Origin of the sequence: Halovenus rubra, assembly GCF_026586665.1 — an archaeon.
Taxonomy (GTDB): Archaea; Halobacteriota; Halobacteria; order Halobacteriales; family Haloarculaceae; genus Halovenus; species Halovenus rubra.
Map to the genome: position 1 here is coordinate 191,717 of NZ_JAODIY010000011.1, position 18,249 is coordinate 209,965.

The 18,249-nt window shown below is 55.7% G+C and carries 18 protein-coding genes and 1 pseudogene; 11 read left to right on the forward strand and 8 right to left on the reverse strand.

Translation table 11 applies throughout. The features are described from left to right. Positions 1-231 precede the first annotated feature (231 nt). Genes N5098_RS11790 through N5098_RS11805 form a run of 4 tightly spaced genes read right to left on the reverse strand, consistent with a single transcriptional unit; the run spans position 232 to position 5,767 of the window. Complete coding sequence (locus N5098_RS11790; RefSeq protein WP_267638068.1) at positions 232-756, reverse strand: DUF7283 family protein; 525 nt, start codon at positions 754-756, stop codon at positions 232-234. A 43-nt stretch (positions 757-799) separates the two neighbouring features. Beyond that, positions 800-4,357: a DUF7286 family protein gene (locus tag N5098_RS11795; protein WP_267638069.1), complete on the reverse strand. Its 3,558-nt coding sequence runs from the start codon at positions 4,355-4,357 to the stop codon at positions 800-802. Continuing rightward, a complete protein-coding gene (locus N5098_RS11800) occupies positions 4,354-5,286 on the reverse strand; it encodes a DUF7284 family protein (protein WP_267638070.1) in 933 nt (310 codons plus the stop codon). Before N5098_RS11800 ends, N5098_RS11795 begins: the two co-directional genes overlap by 4 nt. Continuing rightward, the gene (locus tag N5098_RS11805) at positions 5,276-5,767 is read right to left on the reverse strand and encodes a DUF7285 family protein (protein WP_267638071.1); all 492 of its coding nucleotides are present in this window, start codon (positions 5,765-5,767) and stop codon (positions 5,276-5,278) included. The genes N5098_RS11800 and N5098_RS11805 overlap by 11 nt, the downstream gene beginning before the upstream one ends. A gap of 135 nt (positions 5,768-5,902) precedes the next feature. On the opposite strand from N5098_RS11805, the pseudogene N5098_RS17805 reads away from it, so the two are divergent. Next, positions 5,903-6,061: pseudogene (locus tag N5098_RS17805) on the forward strand (DUF7967 family protein); the annotation flags it as partial. 109 nt (positions 6,062-6,170) lie between these two features. Here the strand turns inward: N5098_RS17805 and N5098_RS11810 are convergent. Further along, on the reverse strand, positions 6,171-6,647 hold the full coding sequence (locus N5098_RS11810; RefSeq protein ID WP_267638072.1) for a DUF7311 family protein: 477 nt from the start codon (positions 6,645-6,647) through the stop codon (positions 6,171-6,173). Positions 6,648-6,745: 98 nt separating this feature from the next. On the opposite strand from N5098_RS11810, the gene N5098_RS11815 reads away from it, so the two are divergent. Both N5098_RS11815 and N5098_RS11820 read left to right on the forward strand, forming a co-directional pair. Beyond that, the gene (locus N5098_RS11815; protein ID WP_267638073.1) at positions 6,746-7,801 is read left to right on the forward strand and encodes an ATP-binding protein; all 1,056 of its coding nucleotides are present in this window, start codon (positions 6,746-6,748) and stop codon (positions 7,799-7,801) included. A 27-nt stretch (positions 7,802-7,828) separates the two neighbouring features. Further along, on the forward strand, positions 7,829-8,386 hold the full coding sequence (locus N5098_RS11820; protein ID WP_267638074.1) for a DUF420 domain-containing protein: 558 nt from the start codon (positions 7,829-7,831) through the stop codon (positions 8,384-8,386). A gap of 61 nt (positions 8,387-8,447) precedes the next feature. Here the strand turns inward: N5098_RS11820 and N5098_RS11825 are convergent, their stop codons facing one another. Next, entirely contained in the window at positions 8,448-9,170 is a 723-nt protein-coding gene (locus N5098_RS11825; protein WP_267638075.1) for a DUF7978 family protein, read from the reverse strand. A 152-nt stretch (positions 9,171-9,322) separates the two neighbouring features. Between N5098_RS11825 and N5098_RS11830 the strand changes: the two genes are divergently transcribed. The 6 genes from N5098_RS11830 (at position 9,323) to N5098_RS11855 (ending at position 13,281) form a co-directional block, all read left to right on the forward strand. Continuing rightward, entirely contained in the window at positions 9,323-9,751 is a 429-nt protein-coding gene (locus N5098_RS11830; RefSeq protein WP_267638077.1) for a 30S ribosomal protein S12, read from the forward strand. Between the two features lie 2 nt (positions 9,752-9,753). Further along, positions 9,754-10,359, forward strand: a complete 606-nt coding sequence (locus N5098_RS11835; RefSeq protein WP_267638078.1) for a 30S ribosomal protein S7 — start codon at positions 9,754-9,756, stop codon at positions 10,357-10,359. 182 nt (positions 10,360-10,541) lie between these two features. Then, entirely contained in the window at positions 10,542-11,171 is a 630-nt protein-coding gene (locus tag N5098_RS11840; RefSeq protein WP_267638079.1) for an alpha/beta hydrolase, read from the forward strand. 83 nt (positions 11,172-11,254) lie between these two features. Continuing rightward, positions 11,255-11,848 (forward strand): biotin transporter BioY, encoded by a 594-nt coding sequence (locus tag N5098_RS11845; protein WP_267638080.1) that lies wholly within the window; start codon positions 11,255-11,257, stop codon positions 11,846-11,848. Positions 11,849-11,851: 3 nt separating this feature from the next. Further along, entirely contained in the window at positions 11,852-12,574 is a 723-nt protein-coding gene (locus N5098_RS11850; protein ID WP_267638081.1) for an energy-coupling factor ABC transporter ATP-binding protein, read from the forward strand. After that, positions 12,571-13,281: an energy-coupling factor transporter transmembrane component T family protein gene (locus N5098_RS11855; RefSeq protein ID WP_267638083.1), complete on the forward strand. Its 711-nt coding sequence runs from the start codon at positions 12,571-12,573 to the stop codon at positions 13,279-13,281. Before N5098_RS11850 ends, N5098_RS11855 begins: the two co-directional genes overlap by 4 nt. Before the next feature lie 37 nt (positions 13,282-13,318). Here N5098_RS11855 and N5098_RS11860 read toward each other — a convergent pair whose 3' ends face one another. Continuing rightward, positions 13,319-13,882, reverse strand: coding sequence for a DUF1684 domain-containing protein (locus N5098_RS11860; RefSeq protein ID WP_267638084.1), 564 nt, complete (start codon positions 13,880-13,882; stop codon positions 13,319-13,321). 92 nt (positions 13,883-13,974) lie between these two features. Between N5098_RS11860 and N5098_RS11865 the strand changes: the two genes are divergently transcribed. Continuing rightward, entirely contained in the window at positions 13,975-15,975 is a 2,001-nt protein-coding gene (locus N5098_RS11865) for a hydantoinase/oxoprolinase family protein (protein WP_267638085.1), read from the forward strand. Further along, the gene (locus N5098_RS11870) at positions 15,972-17,552 is read left to right on the forward strand and encodes a hydantoinase B/oxoprolinase family protein (protein WP_267638086.1); all 1,581 of its coding nucleotides are present in this window, start codon (positions 15,972-15,974) and stop codon (positions 17,550-17,552) included. The genes N5098_RS11865 and N5098_RS11870 overlap by 4 nt, the downstream gene beginning before the upstream one ends. 1 nt (position 17,553) lies before the next feature. On the opposite strand, the gene N5098_RS11875 is transcribed toward N5098_RS11870, so the two are convergent. Continuing rightward, positions 17,554-18,039 (reverse strand): peroxiredoxin family protein, encoded by a 486-nt coding sequence (locus N5098_RS11875; RefSeq protein WP_267638087.1) that lies wholly within the window; start codon positions 18,037-18,039, stop codon positions 17,554-17,556. Positions 18,040-18,249 lie beyond the last annotated feature (210 nt).

Sequence of the window (18,249 nt, forward strand, 5' to 3'; positions counted from 1 at the left end):
AACCGACGGTCGTCTCGACCGTCTGACGCCACCCCGTTTATCACTCTAGTCCAATTAGAGTGGACTTCTCTCATCTGTGAGGCGAGGCTCCGTAATAATTGCCTCGGGGACCTCTCTCGTTTCAGTCTCCTAGAAGTCAACGTGGCTGTTTAGCTCAGTAAGTCGGTCGTCACTCAGGTGTGAACTACTACACAGATATCGATGTTACATCGACGACAGTCACGGCATTGGTCACACAGCGACGAGTACAACAACCTTCCCATCAAGTTCTAATTTTCGGATACGGAGTGTTCCGCTTGCAGGTTGCCACTCCGGTGTCTGATCCCAGAGATTTCTTCGCACCTCACTGACCGCACCGTGCAGGTCAGCTTCAGTGAGTCCAGCAAACTGTGGACGATTTAGTGCCACCGAGGGTGGTGTTCCATCAAGGAGTGCAAACAGTGCTGCCTGTTTGGTTGTGTTGCTCACGGCAGCAACCGGAGTAATTGGTCCGAACGTGATAGACGCATGTGCAGTTCCACCACCATTTCGCATCGAGAGTCGAGACATGTCAACCCGAACTTCCTCTGCGTCATGCTCGTAGCTGGCTCCGGCGACCTCCGTACTCCCAGCGACTCTATCGATGGTGTTAGCCACAGCAGTTGCATCCGGCGGCGGTTGTGTTGGAAGCGAGAGAGCAACACTGGCGATAGCGATTGTCGCAAACGCAACACCGAGCCACATATACCAGGCGTCAATTGGTGTCTCAAACTCCATACTGCCATTTGCACGAGGTATCGTATTTAAAAGAGCGGCTCTCTCAACCCCCTTTCGTGTCTTCTGTACAGTTAGCACTGTATGCTGGGTCAATCGCTCCAACAGAGGGGTAGGTTGGCGAACACTCGGGATTCTCACTATCACGGTCACCGACGCCAACACCCGGCGGCGTGATCACGACGAGTACCGACTGACTGTCGAATGTGATTGCATCGACCGAGCCAAGCGTACGTTCCACACCTCCGATTTCATAGCTGACGGTGTGGTTCTCACGGACGTAGGTGAGTTGTGGTCCGTCAGCAGGCGTCCCGATAGTAGCGGAAACCTCAAAACGGGCATATTCACCCGCAACATCGATTACCCACGCGTTCGTGGTTGCGACCCACTGTCCCGGAATTGGCAGGAGTGGTAAGCCTGCCGGAACCCGTGCAGCACGGTTCACTGTTCTATCAGTATTTCCCAGCCAACGCTCGCCGACAGCTGTACCGATGGCTTCACCTGCACGAGAAACGCGCTCTTTGACGAGATCTGTCGTAGCCGTTCCAAGTGCTGCCTGAATTCGCTCGTCGATCTTTTTTGCCTGTTTCGCACTGCCAATTTTGACTGAGCGGCCGCTGGCATGGATAACAGACGATCTGACTGCTGCACCGACAAGTGGCGTCCACTGGCTACTGTTGTATCGTTCCTCAAAAGCGTTGTACTCGTAATACTCCCCATCAGCAAGCTGTCGGGTTACGTTGTCGACAATATACTCCGTCGCATTTCCGCTGCCAACCAGTAGTGCTGCAGTCTCAGTATCGTACGGATTGAGCGAATTATTAACGGCGTCTTCGACTGCCACTCTCGCGTCGGTAACGATTGATTCGAGCCCGTTGTGTTCGGCTGAGTGGTTGTGACATGTCCTTTTCTCTGATGGTCTGTCGACCGTTACTGAACTGGAAAGGAGACACTCAACCGGGGCGCTTGGATACAATCGTGTGACGGTATGTGTTGCAACCTCCCGGGAAAACGCGTCGAGAGCCTCATTGACATTTGTTTCGAACGCCTTGATATCATGCTCAAATGTCTCAAGATCAGAAAGATACGTATCCTGTCGGTTCACGTGCTCTGCCTGTTTGTGAGCATCCACAGCGAGCTCTCCGGCCGCAAGAACGTCGCCAGCCATTCGGAACGTCACTTCCGCATCAGGTGTAGAAGTCCTTCCAAAAATCGCCGCTATTGCTTTTGTGAGTATCCCGTCAATGACCTTGTCATACGGCATTTCAACAGCATTCTCGTTTTTTATTGCCATCGGCGCAAACGTGGTACCCTGATCAACCGCTGGTACGCGTTCAGTATCAACTGTCTGTCCCGCACGCAAATACGTCGGTGCGCCCGACACCTCATATGAGATACTGTCAGTTAGTTCGGAAGTGGCGAACGCATCCGGATCTGTCTCCTGCTGTTGGATACCTTGTGTGAGAAATCGGGTAGCATTCCTAAGGGAATTGTCAATCTTTGCGATTCGATTGTCGAGTTCCGAGGTCGCTGTCTCGTGTGCGGCTGCGAGGTCATTTAGATGATTGACAAGAGTGAGGTAGTACTGGTACCGCGTTTCGTAGATTACTTTCTCCCCCACGTTTTCGTACGGTTTTCCTTGTTTATCGATGTACCTGTCTTTGAGTTCTACAGCCACAGCATCGAGCAACTGACTCGTTGGATTACCTGTAACAATCTCTCGTCGTTCGTATTCAGCAGAGATGTTTGCCGCGATTGCCTGTAAGTCCACGATATCATCGGTCAATTTAGCGGTGAGTTTAAATTCACTGAGGAATTTATCAGGGTCCAGTTCGACAGTTTTGGTTTTTTCAAATACCCGATCAGAAGGTGGATACTCCGCGTAGTTGGCCCGCTCCAGCATACTACTGAGCCACTGTTCGTGCGCCCCCGTGTTGATTCCGCCAAAAAATGCTCTCGTCACTTCATCTTTTGCCCCATCGTAGTTGTTGAATTTGCCCCACTTCGAAGGACCAGGGTCGTACTTATGCTCAGAGTCAATCTGACTGGATGGGTTCACCTCGTCTATTTTCGCGGTGGGACTCACTGACTGCTCACCGACTGTCGTACTAATATCAAGGCTATAGCTGTCGGTATCGCGTTTCTGTATCGTCTCATTTGCTCCCCGTTTGTGACACGTTCGCTGTGCAGTAACAGCCACAGTGACCTGGGAGTCGTACTCGTAGTACTGATTGTCGTCGTGTTTGAGTTCCTCGCGATTCGTGGTCGTAACGTAGTGCGAGCCCTCTCGGGAAACGGGTCCGCCACGATATGCACGGGTGCAGTCGATATCGAAATCAAGATAGCCCGAAATATCAATATTGGCGTCGACAGAGCCTTCTATCGTAAATATCCGCTGAATTGCTTTCTCGAAAGACGCATTAGCTGTTGAGTTACGCATCTCGGTCAGCGGGAGGAACGCACTCTCCCCGACTTCGATTGTTTTGGTCTCCTGTAACCGGTTTGGCCCGTCAAACAGGTCGGTGACTGTGGGTGTTTGAGGTTTATTATCGGTTGTCTGGGCAAGCAGTGATTGTGCGCCGTCACAGAGGTTACCGATGCCGCTGGGCGTATCAATTGTCTGGGAGCGGCTGGTTTTGTTCCGAGCTCGTTCAAATGGGAACGCAGCGCTGTTTGTGTTATTTTGTTCCCCAGTATACACGTCAGCTGTTGCCTTGCCGTCTTTCAGTGCCATACAGGCCCAACCAAGACGGACCGCATTCTTGAGATCGGGGTCGGCAGCGCCGAAGACATCTTGCTGGGTTCGATAGAGTGCTGAGTTCGCTGACGGTTCGATATGCCGATTAGCTAACACTTCCGCAATTGGAGCCTGATAGTTCTGTGCCCAGCCACGCGCCCAACCAATTGCGTACGTCCGGGCGTTAAACCGCTGTTTGAACCCCTGTTCGGTTACAGCTGCTTTATCGATTGCGTGCTGGTAGGTGGAGACTTTTTTGTGCAGTTCCAAGACCGGTGTGAGAACAGTCACTTCAATAGTCAGCTCGCGCTGTTCAATAACCTCACCGGCGTACGTCGCGGTGATTGTGACATTCGAGAGCCTGACTGTAAGCTCGGTCCCATTGTCTGTGATATTGACCCGGCGAATCGCTGCCCCGAATTCGTCTGGATTGTTGACTGCTGGCAGAGTTACATGTGTCGTCACTTGTCTCTCTTCTTGTCCAGCAATGCCCAAGTCCTGTTTTACTTCCATATAAATAAGGCCCCGAAGATAATTCTCGAATGGATTGCCCGAAAACGCACCGCTCGACCGGGTAAGTATGTTACCCCACGGAGAATCTGCAGTACTAGTCAACGGTTCCGCCGCCGCCATCTCAGCTGCCCGCTGTGTACTGTCACGGATAACCGTCTGCATCGTCGCTTCAGTCCGATCAAGAGCAAGGGTCGCGTCTACATCAGTGTCCGGTTCCGCTCTCGTGTCGATATACCCGACGATGAGCAGACTCGAAATGAGGAGGAACGCACCAATCACCGCTAGTGGGACCATCGCTCGTTCACTGCTTGTCAACTGCCCGATTTTTCGTGGTATTGAATTATCGTTAGTCATGTCCAGGTATTGACTGTTAATGTGACAGTTCCTGTTGAGACGTGTTTTGCAGCCTCCATCGCGTTTTCATAGCGGTTGCCATGGAGGGACTGAAGCTGTGATTTGAATATCGCTGTGAGACGCTGGCTGAGATACGCGTTCGCAGCGCCAGCATCTGCATGAGAGGGGTTGAGCCAATCGTGTTCCGCAAAAACAGACGGGTCACCGTCACTCACTGTTGCCAGCCGCTTGTACCGGTATCGAGTAAGCTGGGAATCGACACCGGTTCGCTCTAGCGCTAGCTGTGTTTCACGTTCGGGAAAGTAGCCCGAAATAGTCGCATTAGCGACCGCCCGAGCGACAGCATCGTAGGCCTGTGGTCCAGTAACTGCCTCGATGGCTGCCTGACGGGCATCAGGTATTCCGCTCGGCACTGCAATTGTTGTCGTGCTCACGTCAGCCCCGGGTGGTGGCTGCTCACCCAGCAACGCATCTCCCTGCATCACAGCACCGCCAAACGGTGTCCAAACTGCTGAGACACCCATCTCAAACCGGGAACCGACCAGCCGAGTCTGAAGCGCCTCCTCAACGGCACGCTCGTAGTCGCCCACCCCCTTCAAGAGCTGTTGCCCGCCAATACTACTGTTTGCCACTGCGATATCCGCAATCAGTGACGCGACTGGTTCGTGTGCGACGCGTTCAACGGCGTCGTCATCGGTGGAATTTATCGTCGACTGGGTTTCGTAATGTCGATCCATAGCTGGCAAAAGCGTGTAAGAGACGTTCATCGTCGACGCGGCAATGGTTTGAACGCTGTATTCCGTCTGTTGTGGATTATGTTTAGTTGCGTTACCCCCCGCAAAGGCAGCGAGAACACCGACCGCGGCGACAACAAGAACAAGCGCCAAGCTCACGTCGGCAACCGTACTAATGCCTCTGTTAGGCCTCATCCGAAACCACCACCGTGAGCGTCCCTGGCCGTATATCGCCGGTCTGATACTGTATCGGAATTGGACGGCTGAACGTCTCGCCGTCTGGAAGAGACATTGTCGATTGAACTGCGCCGTGGTCATCGAACCCTGCCCGCCCTCTCTCGACGAGATACCCCTGTGGCCCGAGGAATGTAATGTTGACTGTGACATGCTGACCCTGTGGCAGGTCTGTGGGGCCAATTGCTGTCGACAGGTTGGCATCAGCCGGGTAGATTCCGTCTTCACTGATGGCCTCCCAGATTCGTTCACCAGTTACCTCGGCGAGTTCCCGGTCACTGTGTAGTTCTGGAACCACTCCCATCACAACGGTCGCATACACTGAAACAGCAAGGCAAAACAGTGAAACGGCGACAAGAGCTGCCAGTGGCTCTGTTTGGCCGCGTCCAACCGACTGAGACCGGCTCTTATGTATCTGAGATAGGGCCATCTCGGAACTCAACACGGACTGGTCCCATGTTGGTACATAAATGTAAGTATCGCTGACTATGCTGGCCGCCACGGACCATTTGCCTGTGACAGGCAAATAGAAGGCACAACAAAGGCCAACAGTATCCAAGTATAGCTTGTTGAGTGGACCTACTCGGACAACCAACAAAACTTGATTATCCTCATGTACGCGGCAATAGATAGCGAGCAGTATTGTGGAAATATGCGCACAGTCGCGTCGTTTACCCACAACCCACGTGAGAGCACAGCGGCTGTCGATGTTCTGTTACCACCGAAACGCAAATAATCTGTGAATGGTCGGCAATGAAGCGGTATAGGCGCAGTACACAGCAGAAGCCACGCGGATTACCAACCGTCACGAACTTGACAACGCTCTGTAGACACGCCATCCAGAATCACGGTTCGTCCTGCAAGCCAATCCTCACCTGGACAACAGGTTTATGCCCACTATCGGAGACGAGTTCGAGAACAAGAGTCAGAGAGGAGCTCCCGCTTATGTCGAGCGTCGCTGTGTCGTCTGCCGCGTTCACGAGCGGGACATCGAGGAATACTGTATTAGTCGGTCGTCCATCTATCTTGTATCGAACGGCAGTCCAGTTGGACTCAGTAACCGGTTCAAATCGGAGGGTCTCGATATCTTCGGTAGTAAATCCGCCAGGCGGAATCTCAATGTCGAGAACACGGCGTGGCGGCGGGATGTCACCCGAAACAGGATCGTCATAGGCCAGCAGTGATACCGCAGCACGCTCGATATCGGTGATTGCACCCTCGACTTGTGTTTCAGTGCGGACCACAGCAACCTCTTGAACTGCAATGAGCCCGATACCAAGCAATGCTGTCGTCAACAGGACCGCAAGCACATACCGGATCATCCAGACAAGGTGGCTTTGCCATCATACCTAAACATCGGGACGACCGTCAGAGCCAGAGCGACCGGATATTTATCTATCAACGGGCGACCAGCGCCAGCATGGCGTTCGTTATTGGACGAGAGACAAATAGAGACGAGAGCGGACCGACAGGACGACTCGGCAGCTACAGAGCTCTTGATGGGAGCGACGGTGCGAGTCTTCGTCTTGACGTCGATACCCCCCACGCGATTCTCGTCGTCGGGAAGCGCGGGTACGGCAAGTCGTACACGCTAGGGGTCATCGCCGAGGAGCTTGCGTGTACAGGGGGTGTTGCACCGATACTGATCGATCCGATGGGAGTATTCGATACACTTACCGACCAGGTCAAAAGCGAGTCAGTTCCCGCAGAAGTTATCCAGAACCCCACTGTTATGCCAGACGTACTCGACCCGAAGTCGTGGTGCTCGCTGCTCGGGCTTTCTCCCGAAAGTGGTGCTGGTGGATTGGTCTGGAAGGCTGCACAGGAATCTACAACGGTCGAAGGGATGAAAGCGAACGTCCGCGAGGCGACCGCAGCCGACCGAGACGTTCGTAGTGCACACAACCATCTGTCACTGGCTGACTCGTGGGATGTCTTCGACAGTGACGGACTGAATGCCGATACCCTTTCAACTGGCAAGGTAACCGTGGTCGACGTATCGGGCCACGATGACGCACCGATGAATGCAATCTGCCGTGGCGTTGGCAACGCGTTGTACCGGGCTCGTCTCTCAAATACTATCGACCGTCTTCCTTGGCTACTCGTTGATGAAGCACACGCCTTCTTTGGAGGTGTTGCAAACGAAACATTACAGTTACTTCTCACCCGTGGCCGTGCCCCGGGTGTGAGCCTTGTCACTGCAACCCAGCGTCCGAGCGCGATTCCAGCAGTTGGGATTTCACAGTCAGATATACTCATTTCCCATCGTCTCACCGCACAGTCTGACCTCGCAGCACTCGAATCGGCCAAGCCAACCTATTTGCAGGGTGAGTTCGGTGAACGGATGCCAACCACACCAGGGGATGTCGTTATCATCGACGACGCAACAGAAACTGTACATGGAGCACGGATTCGAAACCGGAAGACATCCCACGGCGGTAAGAGCCCTCGCGCCAGCACCGCAATGCGCAACTGATAGAAGAGTCGAGCCGAACACCCCGATATGCAATCGTACGCTCGCGAGCACGTGCGTGGGCTAGCGGCTGTCCTGTCCGCTCTCTCGCTCGCGCTCGTCTTTGGTGCTGTGGGCGGTTACGTCCCGGATGGGCTGTTGCCGCGGCTCGATCCATTAGTTGAGATGATTCCACACATTAACGTGGTCATCAGTGCGACCGCTATCGGGACAATTCTCCGAGGAGTCCGGGCCATTCGACGCCGCGATATCAAGACACACCGACAGTCTATGCTTGCTAGCGCGGCCCTGTTCGCGCTCTTTTTACTGTTGTACCTCTACCGTATCTCTCTGACCGGTCCAACCGAGTTTGGGGGACCTGATATCGTCTACCAGTTCATCTATCTGCCGATGCTGGCGATACACATTCTGTTCGCAATTATCGCTGTGCCACTGGTCTACTACGCCCTCCTTTTAGCGACGACACACTCACTATCCGAGCTGCCGGGAACGGGACATGCCCGCATCGGCCGCGTGGCGGCAACCCTCTGGCTCGTCTCGTTTGCGCTCGGTATTTGTGTGTGGCTCATGATTCACATCCTGTTTTGACGCCTCGTTGCGGTCATCGGTTTTGCTGACTGCTGCTATTCCAGTGCTGTCTCGTCGTGAGCTACTGGTCATCCGCATACAGTGCTCGTCCAAAAAACACAAGCAGGCCGCCAGCCCCACCAAAGAAAAGCGGATAGATCGCACCTGCAAGAATGACGGCCCGTCCAAACGCCGGCCCGACTTCAAGGAGCAGGGCCTCACCGAAAACAGTAATCTCAAACGTGGCGATGGACGCGATGGCGGCGACGCCTGGAAAGTAACCAAGAGCAACAGTCATACCAGCAGTTGCCGCACTCCCGGGACTCCTCGAAACACGGCGTGCAGTCACAAAAGCTCCGGCCACCACGAGCAAAGCTGGCAGAAGAAATTGGAGGTTCGACGCTGTTGGTAGTAACGTTTCGACGTACTCACTCGTCCAGCTTGCAGCACCAAAGAGATCGCCAACAGCCGCTGAGACGGGGACCTGATGGTTTTCGAAGAACTCCCAGCTCAGAAAATAATACCAGTCAGGAATGACGTCTGACGCCACCGCACCAGCGATGCCCTCGGCATCGCGAACCGCCATAACACGGTCGCGGCTCCCGCGGACATCCGAGAAGAGGAACGTGGCAAGAAGTCCGAAACCAAGGGTGACGAGGCCGGCGATGAACCCAGCAACGGGGTCCGTCCAGTCCCGAGGTGGTCGGGATACCTGCTCCTCAGCGTCTGGAAGTGCGGTCCCACAGTTAGAACAGTTGCCGGTCATCCCGGCCGTCGCTGTTCCACACTCTGGACAGTGTGACATACCTTCGGTACCGCCCCAACAAACAAGAACATACCGCCCCAAAGAAATTCCGGCAGAGATTGTTACTAATCCGTGTGTTATGCTGACACGGCTGCTTTCTGGCGGGCGAAAAGGAGAGTGTTAAGTAGCTTCACCAAGTATCGTATCGCACTATGGCAAACGGCAAGTACGCCGCGCGCAAGCTGAAGAAAGACCGCCAGAAAAACCGGTGGTCTGACTCAGATTATGCGCGACGGGAGCGGGGTCTCCGCGAAAAGGCGGACCCTCTCGAAGGCGCACCGCAGGCACGTGGCATCGTCCTTGAAAAGATCGGTATCGAAGCGAAACAGCCCAACTCTGCAATCCGGAAATGTGTTGGTGTTCAGCTTATCAAAAACGGGAAGCAGGTTACCGCCTTCTGTCCCGGTGACGGCGCAATTTCGTTCATCGACGAGCACGACGAAGTCACCATCGCCGGTATCGGTGGCGCAAAGGGTGGTGCAATGGGTGACATCGGTGGCGTCCGCTACAAAGTCGAGAAAGTAAACGGCGTGTCACTAATTGAATTGGTTCGTGGAAACGCGGAGAAACCTGTCCGATAATTATGTCCACGGAACAACAAGACACCGATGCCCCGGCTGACGCCGAAGAGTCGAGTGCACTGCTGTTCGGTGAGTGGGGAACCGACGAAATCGAATTTAGCGATGCCTCGACAGAGCGATACATCACAGTCACACCAATCGCTCACACGATGGGCCGTCACGCTGACAAACAGTTCAAGAAAAGCCAAATTTCTGTCGTCGAGCGCCTCATCAACCGATTGATGCAAACTGACGAGAATACTGGCAAAAAACAACTGACAATTAGCATCACGCAGGATGCCTTCGAGATTATCCATGACCGGACCGACGAGAACCCTGTGCAGGTGCTCGTTCGTGCGGTCGAACACTCGGCACCGCGTGAGGAGACTGTCCGCCTGAAATACGGTGGTATCTCTGTGCCCAAGGCCGTCGACGTTGCACCCCAGCGCCGCGTCGACCAGGCACTGAAATTCATCGCCGAAGGCGTCCACGGTGACTCCTTCAAGACGGAGACTGACGCAGCTGATGCCCTTGCACGCCAGCTTATGGGTGCAGCAGACAACGACGTCGACACCTATGCAGTCTCACAGAAAGAAGAAAACGAGCGCGTCGCGGCGGCTGCCAGATAAGCTCGACGATATTCTTATTTTCTACCGTTTTTGTCGTCCGTAGCTACGCCACCGTACCGTCAGCGTCAACGATACGGCGAGAGCCCGGTAGATTTGAATGTTTACCCTCCAAAAACATAACCAAGAAGTAAATTACGTTTTCCATAGATTTTATCACGAGTTCAGTCATATCGGGTAGTTGTATGTGTCCAAGAGACGTGACACTTGAGGTTGGTGACAAGAACTTCCCGGGCCGGCTCAACGTCCCTGACAGGTCGTCAGAACACGGAGTCCTGATGGTTCCGGGGTCGGGACACGGCCCCTTTGGCGATATCTTTCTCAGATTCGCCAGAACGGCGGCGAAAGATGGCCACCACGTCGCTCGGTTCGAGACGTGGCCGTTTCCGGAGGTCCTCGAAGAGAAGACAGAAGAAGATTTTAGCCGTGAAATCGATGCCAGCGTCGATTTTCTCCAGTCTCAGGGCTGTTCGACGGTTACAGTCGTCGCAAAGAGCTTCGGTGGCAGGGTTGTACTCGAACACCTGCCCGAAACCGTCGACCGGCTCGTGCTCTGGGCGCCAGCAATCATGGCCGGTGACTACGAGGAGAAACCGTCGCTGACTGAAGAAGAACTGGCAGACATTGATATCCCGGTACGGATTCTACAGGGTGACGAAGACGAGGTCGTGTCCGTCGAGAACGCGGCGAGCCTTGTAGATGGGTTGCCTAATGGTGAACTCGTCGAGCTATCCGGAGAGAACCACTCGTTCCGGGGCGACTACGAGCGGATTATCGACGAGACGATGGCGTTCCTGCCGGACCAGCCCTCCTGACAGAACGACTGTTCCGTCCGGCAGTGTGGACTTGAACGCTGTAAACCGTAGAAGTTATCACAGTTGACAGCACAGAGAGCGGTATGGCAGGACAGTACGAGTCCGTCAAACTCGTGGGGGACAACATAGTAGAGTACTTTGCGATGGCAGTCATCGTCGCTACGTTGACTGGGGCGTTCGCACAGGTTGCGTTTCCGTACCCGTTCTCGCCGGTACCGGTTACCTTACAGACCGTCGGGGTGTATCTGGGAGGGCTGTTGCTTGGGCCGGTCTGGGGTGGGCTGGCGCTTCTGTTGTACGCGCTTGTTGGGACAGCAGGCGCGCCAGTGTTTGCGAACTTTGGTGCCGGCCTTGGAGTTATCACCGGTCCCACTGGTGGCTACATCGTCAGCTTCCCGATTGCAGCCGCCGTTATCGGTGGTCTTGTTCACCGACGAGTTAAGCCGCGGCCACTCGATACAGTCTCAATACCGCTGCAGGTGATTGGGATGCTGGTCGGTCTCACGGTTATTTACGCCATCGGCTCGGTCTGGCTCGCTGCCTCGACCGACCAATCACTCGTTAGTGGCCTCATCGAGGGTGGCGTCGTTTTTGTCCCGGGAGACTTGCTCAAGGCAGTCGCTGTTATCTCGCTTGTCACCGGTGGCCACCTCGCACGCATCTCCTTTGTCGAGTAACCGATGATTCACATCGAGAACTTGACCGCAACGTACGGGGATGTGACTGCGGTTGACGATGTCTCCGTGAGTATCGACGACGGACAGTTCGTCCTGATTGTCGGCGCAAACGGCAGCGGGAAGACAACGTTCGTCCGTCATCTCAATGCCTTGCTCGAACCAGAGAAAGGAGTTGTAGAGATTGACGGCACCAGCGTCACGGACAACCCAATCGCTGCTCGGGCAAACATCGGGATGGTCTTTCAGCAGCCTCGCGACCAGTTCGTTGCCGCGACAATCGGCGCTGACGTTGCATTCGGGCCGGAAAATCTTGGATTCGACCGCAACGAGGTCGACCGCCGTGTGGAGTCAGCGCTCAACGCGGTCAATCTCGATAGTCGCCAGACGGACCGCATTGACGAACTGTCTGGTGGCGAGCAGGCCCGCGTCGCAATTGCGGGCGCGCTGGCCATGGAGCCATCCTATCTCGTCCTCGACGAGCCTTTCACCGGCCTCGACCAGCCCGCACGAGAGTCAGTGCTTGACCAGCTCGACACACTCCACGCTGACGGCACCGGAATACTCGTCGTCACTCACGATATCCGTGACCTCCACAATCGGGCTGACCGTCTGCTCGGGTTGCACAACGGGGAAATTGTAGTCGACGGCCCACCCCGAGACGTTGCCGGAGAGTTGTCAGGAATCGACGTCCGGGTTGTCGACCGTCTCAACAGTCAACCCTCATGATAACGTACGAATATGGGACAACGCTGTTACACCAGCTCGACCCGCGGTCAAAGCTTCTCGTGCAGTTTGGCTTTGCGTTTGCGGCTGTCACGACAACCGAGCCAGCAGCCCTCGTCACGCTAACCTTGCTGGCGATTGTGGCGCTTACACTCGCTCGACTCTCGGTGTTCCGTGTGCTCTGGACGTACCGGTTTGTTCTGTTGCTTTTGGGTCTTGCACCGCTGTTTGCGAGTCTGAAGTTTGGCTCGCCGTGGATTGCTTTGGAACAGGCACCGCCCTCCATCCTGGCAGGCTATCAGGTGGTCCTTGTGTTGTTTATCTCGGCGGCGTACGTCAAGACAACACCAGTACGAGAGACACGGGCTGCCATCCAGCGACACGTTCCCGGGAAAGCCGGGCAGTTACTCGGCGTTGGTGTCGGCCTCGTGTTCCGCTTTTTCCCGGTCCTTCTCCGTGACGTTCGGCGGGCGAGACTGGCACTCCGTGCCCGGGGCGGGGATGTACTGTCGACCCGCGAGCGAGTGCGGCGACTCTCGCTTCTCACTATCGAGCAGGCGTTCTCACGGGGGGAGCGGTTGGCGCTCGCACTCCGCGCACGGTGTTTCTCATGGAACCCGACCCTGCCACAGCTGGCGTTTACCGCTCCGGATTATCTATTCGTAGTTATCGGGCTGGTGCTTGTCGGCTGGGGCGTCTTGCAGGTCTGACACACCAGTATCGGAGCCAAACAGAGTCAGCAGTTGATCACAACGGTGGAGATTTCTCGCCGGCTGGGACAATGATATCTAGCCAGTTCTCTTCGGGCGGTAACGGACAGGCAAATGTCTCGCTGTAAGCACAAAACGGCGAGTACGCAAGATTGAAATCAATCTCGATGCTGTCGCCGTCAGTAAGGTCCTGTTCGGTTTCGAGTTCGATGTAGCGACCATCTGTGTACGTCTGCTGACCGGTCGTTTTGTCACGAAACGGCACGAAAATTGCGTCCTCGGGCTGCTGACGGTAACCTGCGAGTGTCTGTGTCTGCCCACGTAGTTCAAACGAAAACTCAAATAGTCGGCTATATCGAACCGACCGACCGTCAGAAGTGTCGAGTTCGACTGTCTCGGGCTCCGAAAATCGTGTTACGTCGGCCTCGGCACGATACTCCATATCAGGGTCAAAATAGTCGAGACTGTCGAATGTGTCGCGGTGCTCTGGAGGGATAGGCGACTGGCGGTGCGTGGCGAAAAACTCGTTTTTCTCTGCACGTTTCTCGCGTAGCGTCCGGGCGTAACTCTCTTTGTCTGCATCCGTGGTTGAATCGTCCATGTCCGTTTGTCGGTGGCAAGCCGTATGAGAGTGACGTTGGGATAAAACAGGTCGACAAGTATCTTTATATTTGTCCCAGACCTGCGAGTAGTATGAGTACGCCGAGCCAAGTCGGTGTAGATGTCGGCGGCACGTTTACTGATGTTGTCCTCGTCGCTGAGGGGACAGTTACAACAGCGAAAGTCCCGACAACCGACGACCAGAGTGTTGGTGTCGTCCACGGCATTGACGTTGCCTGCAAACAGGCTGGTGTCGAGCCAGCAAACATCAAGCAGTTCAGGCATGCGATGACCGTGGCGACGAACGCGATGCTCGAAGACACCGGTGCGAAGACGGCCCTGGTCACGACAGCAGGCTTTCGTGACGTGCTCGAAATCGGGCGACAAGACAGACCTGCCCTGTACGACCACTCAGTCAAACGACCCGAGCCACTTGTCCCAGCAGAGCGACGATACGAACTCGACGAGCGGGCAACACCAGACGGCATCGAGACTCCGGTCGACCCTGACGATGTACGTGATATCGCGGCGAGCCTCAATGAGCCAGAGAGTGTGGCAATTTCTTTCCTACACGCCTACGCGACACCCGAAAACGAAAAAGTAGCCGCAGATGTACTCCGCGAGGAACTCGATATTCCAGTGGTTGCCTCCCACGAGACGCTCACAGAGTTCCGAGAGTACGAGCGTACGTCGACGACTGTCGTCGATGCTTACGTCACGCCGACAATCGCGGCATATCTCGACCACCTCACCGAGCGCGCAGCCGACCGTCATCTTGACCCGCCAGCGGTCATGCAGTCAAACGGCGGAATCACCGATAGTGACACGCTCACCGAACATGCGGTGACGACAGTTCTGTCCGGTCCTGCAGCAGGCGTCGTCGGGGCGTCACTGTTCGAGTCCGGGCACGATGGAATCATCACGTTCGATATGGGCGGTACGTCGAGTGACGTGGGGCTCGTTTGTGACGGCGATATCGAACGAACAAGCGAGGCGACAATCGCTGGGTATCCGGTCCACGTTCCGATGGTCGACATCGAGACAGTTGGGGCAGGCGGCGGGTCGATTGCATGGGTCGACGACGGCGGTGCTTTACGTGTTGGCCCAAAGTCGGCGGGGGCAAAACCTGGGCCTGCATGTTATGGCCACGGTGGCGATAAACCAACGGTTACCGACGCGAACCTCGTGCTGGGGTATCTTGGCGCGGACACGGAGCTTGGCGAAGGACTCACACTCGACAAATCGGTCGCTCACGATGTTGTATCGGACCTTGCAACCGAGGCAGACCTCACCGATGCAGTAGCAGCCGCACGAGGTGTCCATCGCGTCGCAAACGCGACGATGGCACGGACAATCCGAACGGCGACAGTTGAGCGGGGTGACGACCCCCGAGAGTTTGGACTGGTTGCATTTGGGGGTGCGGGTCCGATGCACGCTGCCACGCTCGCTGCCGACCTCGGTATCGAGAGCGTCCGGGTCCCGCGTGCCAGTGGCGTCCTTTCGGCACTCGGGTTGCTGGCGGCAGATGAACGTCACGACAGCTCTCGAACGTTCCGTGGCACGCTGGCAGACCTCGACAATGCTGCTATCGAGGAGCGTTACACGGACCTAGAAGAGGCGGTCGGCACCACAAGCACTACTGATGGGCTGTCAATCACACGGCAAGCAGACCTGCGCTATGCAGGCCAGAGCTACGAGCTGACCATCGACATCTCTGGGACATTCGACAGAGATGCAGTTGAAGCACGATTCCATGACGCCCATGAGCGAGTTCGTGGGTACCGACTAGACGAAAAGCACGTCGAACTGGTTACCCTCCGTGTTACAGGCTCAGTCTCAAACCCGGCTCCGGAGCTTGCACATAATGGCAAAGAAGATATGCCGGTTGGGAGCCGCGAGGCGTTTTTTGATGGAGAGTTCCGCGAGACGCCAGTGTACGACCGGATGACACTCGCACCCGAAACAGCAGTTGACGGCCCAGCGCTGTTCGAGGGTGGTGAGAGTACCGTTGTGTTACCACCAGGGTGGACAGCGACCGTCGACGATGCTGGGACATTACATATGCATGGAACACAGTTGGGTGGAAACCGATGACTGGTGAGGATAACACCGCCGACATGACAGTGTCGGAACTCGATGCAGTCGAGTTAGAGATAGTTCGCAATCAACTCAAAAACGTTGCCGAGGAGATGGGTGAGGTGCTGGTACGGGGTGCCTCTTCACCCAACATCACGGAGCGTCGCGACTGCTCGACGGCATTATTCGACGCGGCAGGCCGGATGGTCGCACAGGCCGAACATATTCCCGTCCACCTCGGGGCAATGCCCGGCGCAGTTGAAACTGTCCGCAAGCAAGACCCTCAGCCGGGCGAGACGTACATCCTCAACGACCCGTTCCGTGGCGGAACCCACTTACCTGATATCACGCTCGTTTCGACTGTTGCACCCAACGATGTGATAGTGGGGTACGTCGTCTCGCGTGCACATCACGCCGATGTCGGTGGAATGGCTCCCGGGAGTATGCCAGCTGGTGCGCGTGACATCCAGCAGGAGGGTCTTCGTATCCCGCCAGTTCGGTTCGAAGCCAAAGGTACCATCGACGATGCGGTCGAATCACTGGTGCTTGCGAACGTCCGCAACCCGACGGAGCGACGAGCAGACTTACGGGCACAGTTCGGCGCTAACAAACGTGGCCGACAACGAGTCGCGGCGTTACTGACAGACCACGGCGACAAGCTGCTCGACGCTTTCGATGCAGTCATCGATTACTCTCGAAAACGTCTCAAAGCTGAACTCGCTGACATTCCCGATGGTACGTACGACGCCAGTGGCGTGATGGAAGGCGACGGTGTCACCGATGAGGATATCCCAATCAGCGTGACAGTTACCGTCGACGGGTCCGCAATTGAGGTAGATTTCACAGGAACCGCTGTGCAGGTTGCGGGCAATATCAACGCGCCGCTGGCAGTGGCAAAAAGTGCTATCTATTTTGTCGTCCGGACTGTGACCGACCCCGAGATACCGCCAAACCACGGCTGTTATGAGCCAGTAACCGTTCGTGCTCCAACGGGATGTCTGGTGAATCCGGAGCCGCCAGCAGCGGTTGTTGGGGGAAACGTTGAGACAAGCCAGCGCATTGCCGACGTGACCGCCAGCGCGCTTGCCAAAGCCGCGCCAGAACGGGTTCCGGCACAGGGTCAGGGAACGATGAACAACCTCATCATCGGCTCGTCGACATTTACCTACTACGAGACAATCGGCGGCGGTACAGGAGCAAACCCGGACAGTGACGGTCTGTCAGCCGTACAGGTTGGGATGACAAACACGCGTAACACGCCGATTGAAGCACTCGAAGCCACCTATCCGCTACACGTTGAGCGGTATGCTGTCCGCCGAGACAGTGGCGGCGACGGCCAGTATGAAGGCGGTGACGGCATTGTCCGGACGGTGACTCTACAAGAGGATGCCACAGTCTCGCTGCTGAGCGAGCGCCGGCAACACACACCAAATGGGAGTCTTGGGGGTACCGATGGAAAACGAGGGACCAATATTATCGATGACGAGACAGTTCCCTCGAAAGTAACAAGAGAAGTCACCGCCGGAACAAAAGTCACCGTTGAAACGCCGGGCGGTGGCGGGTACGGAACACCTGACTCCGCCGAGACAGAGTAAGCTAGCGCTGTTCGTCGATTGCGTCGAAGACCTCCTGTAGTTCTGGGCGGTCCCACGTTGAGGATCCCTCATGGGTGTAGACGATGTCTGGCTCGTCACCCCGACAGTCAAGCAGCACTGCTTTGGGCATCCTGCCAAGCAGGTCGCTGAACTTCCCAAGGGGGCCGAACCGAACTGGTTGGTCGTAGTCGCCGCCAACAGTTGCCTCCGGGTCAGCACAAAGTGGGTAAGGAAGGTCATACTCTGCCTGCCAAGACTGGATGCGGTCGCGTGGCTCGGGAACAATAGAGACAATTTCTGTGTTGCGGTCACGGAACTCGTCGTACCAGTCACCGAACACCTGCACTTGTTTACGACAGTTACCGCAGTGAAAGTCCCGCTGAAGTAACAGCAGGACGAACTCGTTAGTTTCGGCGAGTTCCGTAAGCGAGAGCGGGTCCGGGCCGGCACCGACGTTTGGCAACTCGAATGCTGATGCGAGAGTCACGTCTGTATATTGGGTGCTCAGACTGAAAAAGCTGCGTTGGGCGGCAATGCCTTCAGCACAGGAGATGACCGCTGTCAGACCTGACTACGCTAATTCCCTCCAGAAAGACGTCTGCTGTTTTCAGTTAGTCAGACTGGTGGCTGTAATTCTTTGAATCGCTGGTTCCTGATTCGCCAGACGAGTGTCCTCACGGACAGCTTTGAGAGACCC

Excerpts from the sequence above, each read along its gene's own strand:
- N5098_RS11790 (WP_267638068.1), bottom strand. The coding sequence starts at position 756 with ATGGAGTTTGAGACACCAATTGACGCCTGGTATATGTGGCTCGGTGTT.
- N5098_RS11795 (WP_267638069.1), bottom strand. The coding sequence starts at position 4,357 with ATGACTAACGATAATTCAATACCACGAAAAATCGGGCAGTTGACAAGC.
- N5098_RS11800 (WP_267638070.1), bottom strand. The coding sequence starts at position 5,286 with ATGAGGCCTAACAGAGGCATTAGTACGGTTGCCGACGTGAGCTTGGCG.
- N5098_RS11810 (WP_267638072.1), bottom strand. The coding sequence starts at position 6,647 with ATGATCCGGTATGTGCTTGCGGTCCTGTTGACGACAGCATTGCTTGGT.
- N5098_RS11815 (WP_267638073.1), top strand. The coding sequence starts at position 6,746 with ATGGCGTTCGTTATTGGACGAGAGACAAATAGAGACGAGAGCGGACCG.
- N5098_RS11820 (WP_267638074.1), top strand. The coding sequence starts at position 7,829 with ATGCAATCGTACGCTCGCGAGCACGTGCGTGGGCTAGCGGCTGTCCTG.
- N5098_RS11825 (WP_267638075.1), bottom strand. The coding sequence starts at position 9,170 with ATGTCACACTGTCCAGAGTGTGGAACAGCGACGGCCGGGATGACCGGC.
- N5098_RS11830 (WP_267638077.1), top strand. The coding sequence starts at position 9,323 with ATGGCAAACGGCAAGTACGCCGCGCGCAAGCTGAAGAAAGACCGCCAG.
- N5098_RS11835 (WP_267638078.1), top strand. The coding sequence starts at position 9,754 with ATGTCCACGGAACAACAAGACACCGATGCCCCGGCTGACGCCGAAGAG.
- N5098_RS11840 (WP_267638079.1), top strand. The coding sequence starts at position 10,542 with ATGTGTCCAAGAGACGTGACACTTGAGGTTGGTGACAAGAACTTCCCG.
- N5098_RS11845 (WP_267638080.1), top strand. The coding sequence starts at position 11,255 with ATGGCAGGACAGTACGAGTCCGTCAAACTCGTGGGGGACAACATAGTA.
- N5098_RS11850 (WP_267638081.1), top strand. The coding sequence starts at position 11,852 with ATGATTCACATCGAGAACTTGACCGCAACGTACGGGGATGTGACTGCG.
- N5098_RS11855 (WP_267638083.1), top strand. The coding sequence starts at position 12,571 with ATGATAACGTACGAATATGGGACAACGCTGTTACACCAGCTCGACCCG.
- N5098_RS11860 (WP_267638084.1), bottom strand. The coding sequence starts at position 13,882 with ATGGACGATTCAACCACGGATGCAGACAAAGAGAGTTACGCCCGGACG.
- N5098_RS11865 (WP_267638085.1), top strand. The coding sequence starts at position 13,975 with ATGAGTACGCCGAGCCAAGTCGGTGTAGATGTCGGCGGCACGTTTACT.
- N5098_RS11870 (WP_267638086.1), top strand. The coding sequence starts at position 15,972 with ATGACTGGTGAGGATAACACCGCCGACATGACAGTGTCGGAACTCGAT.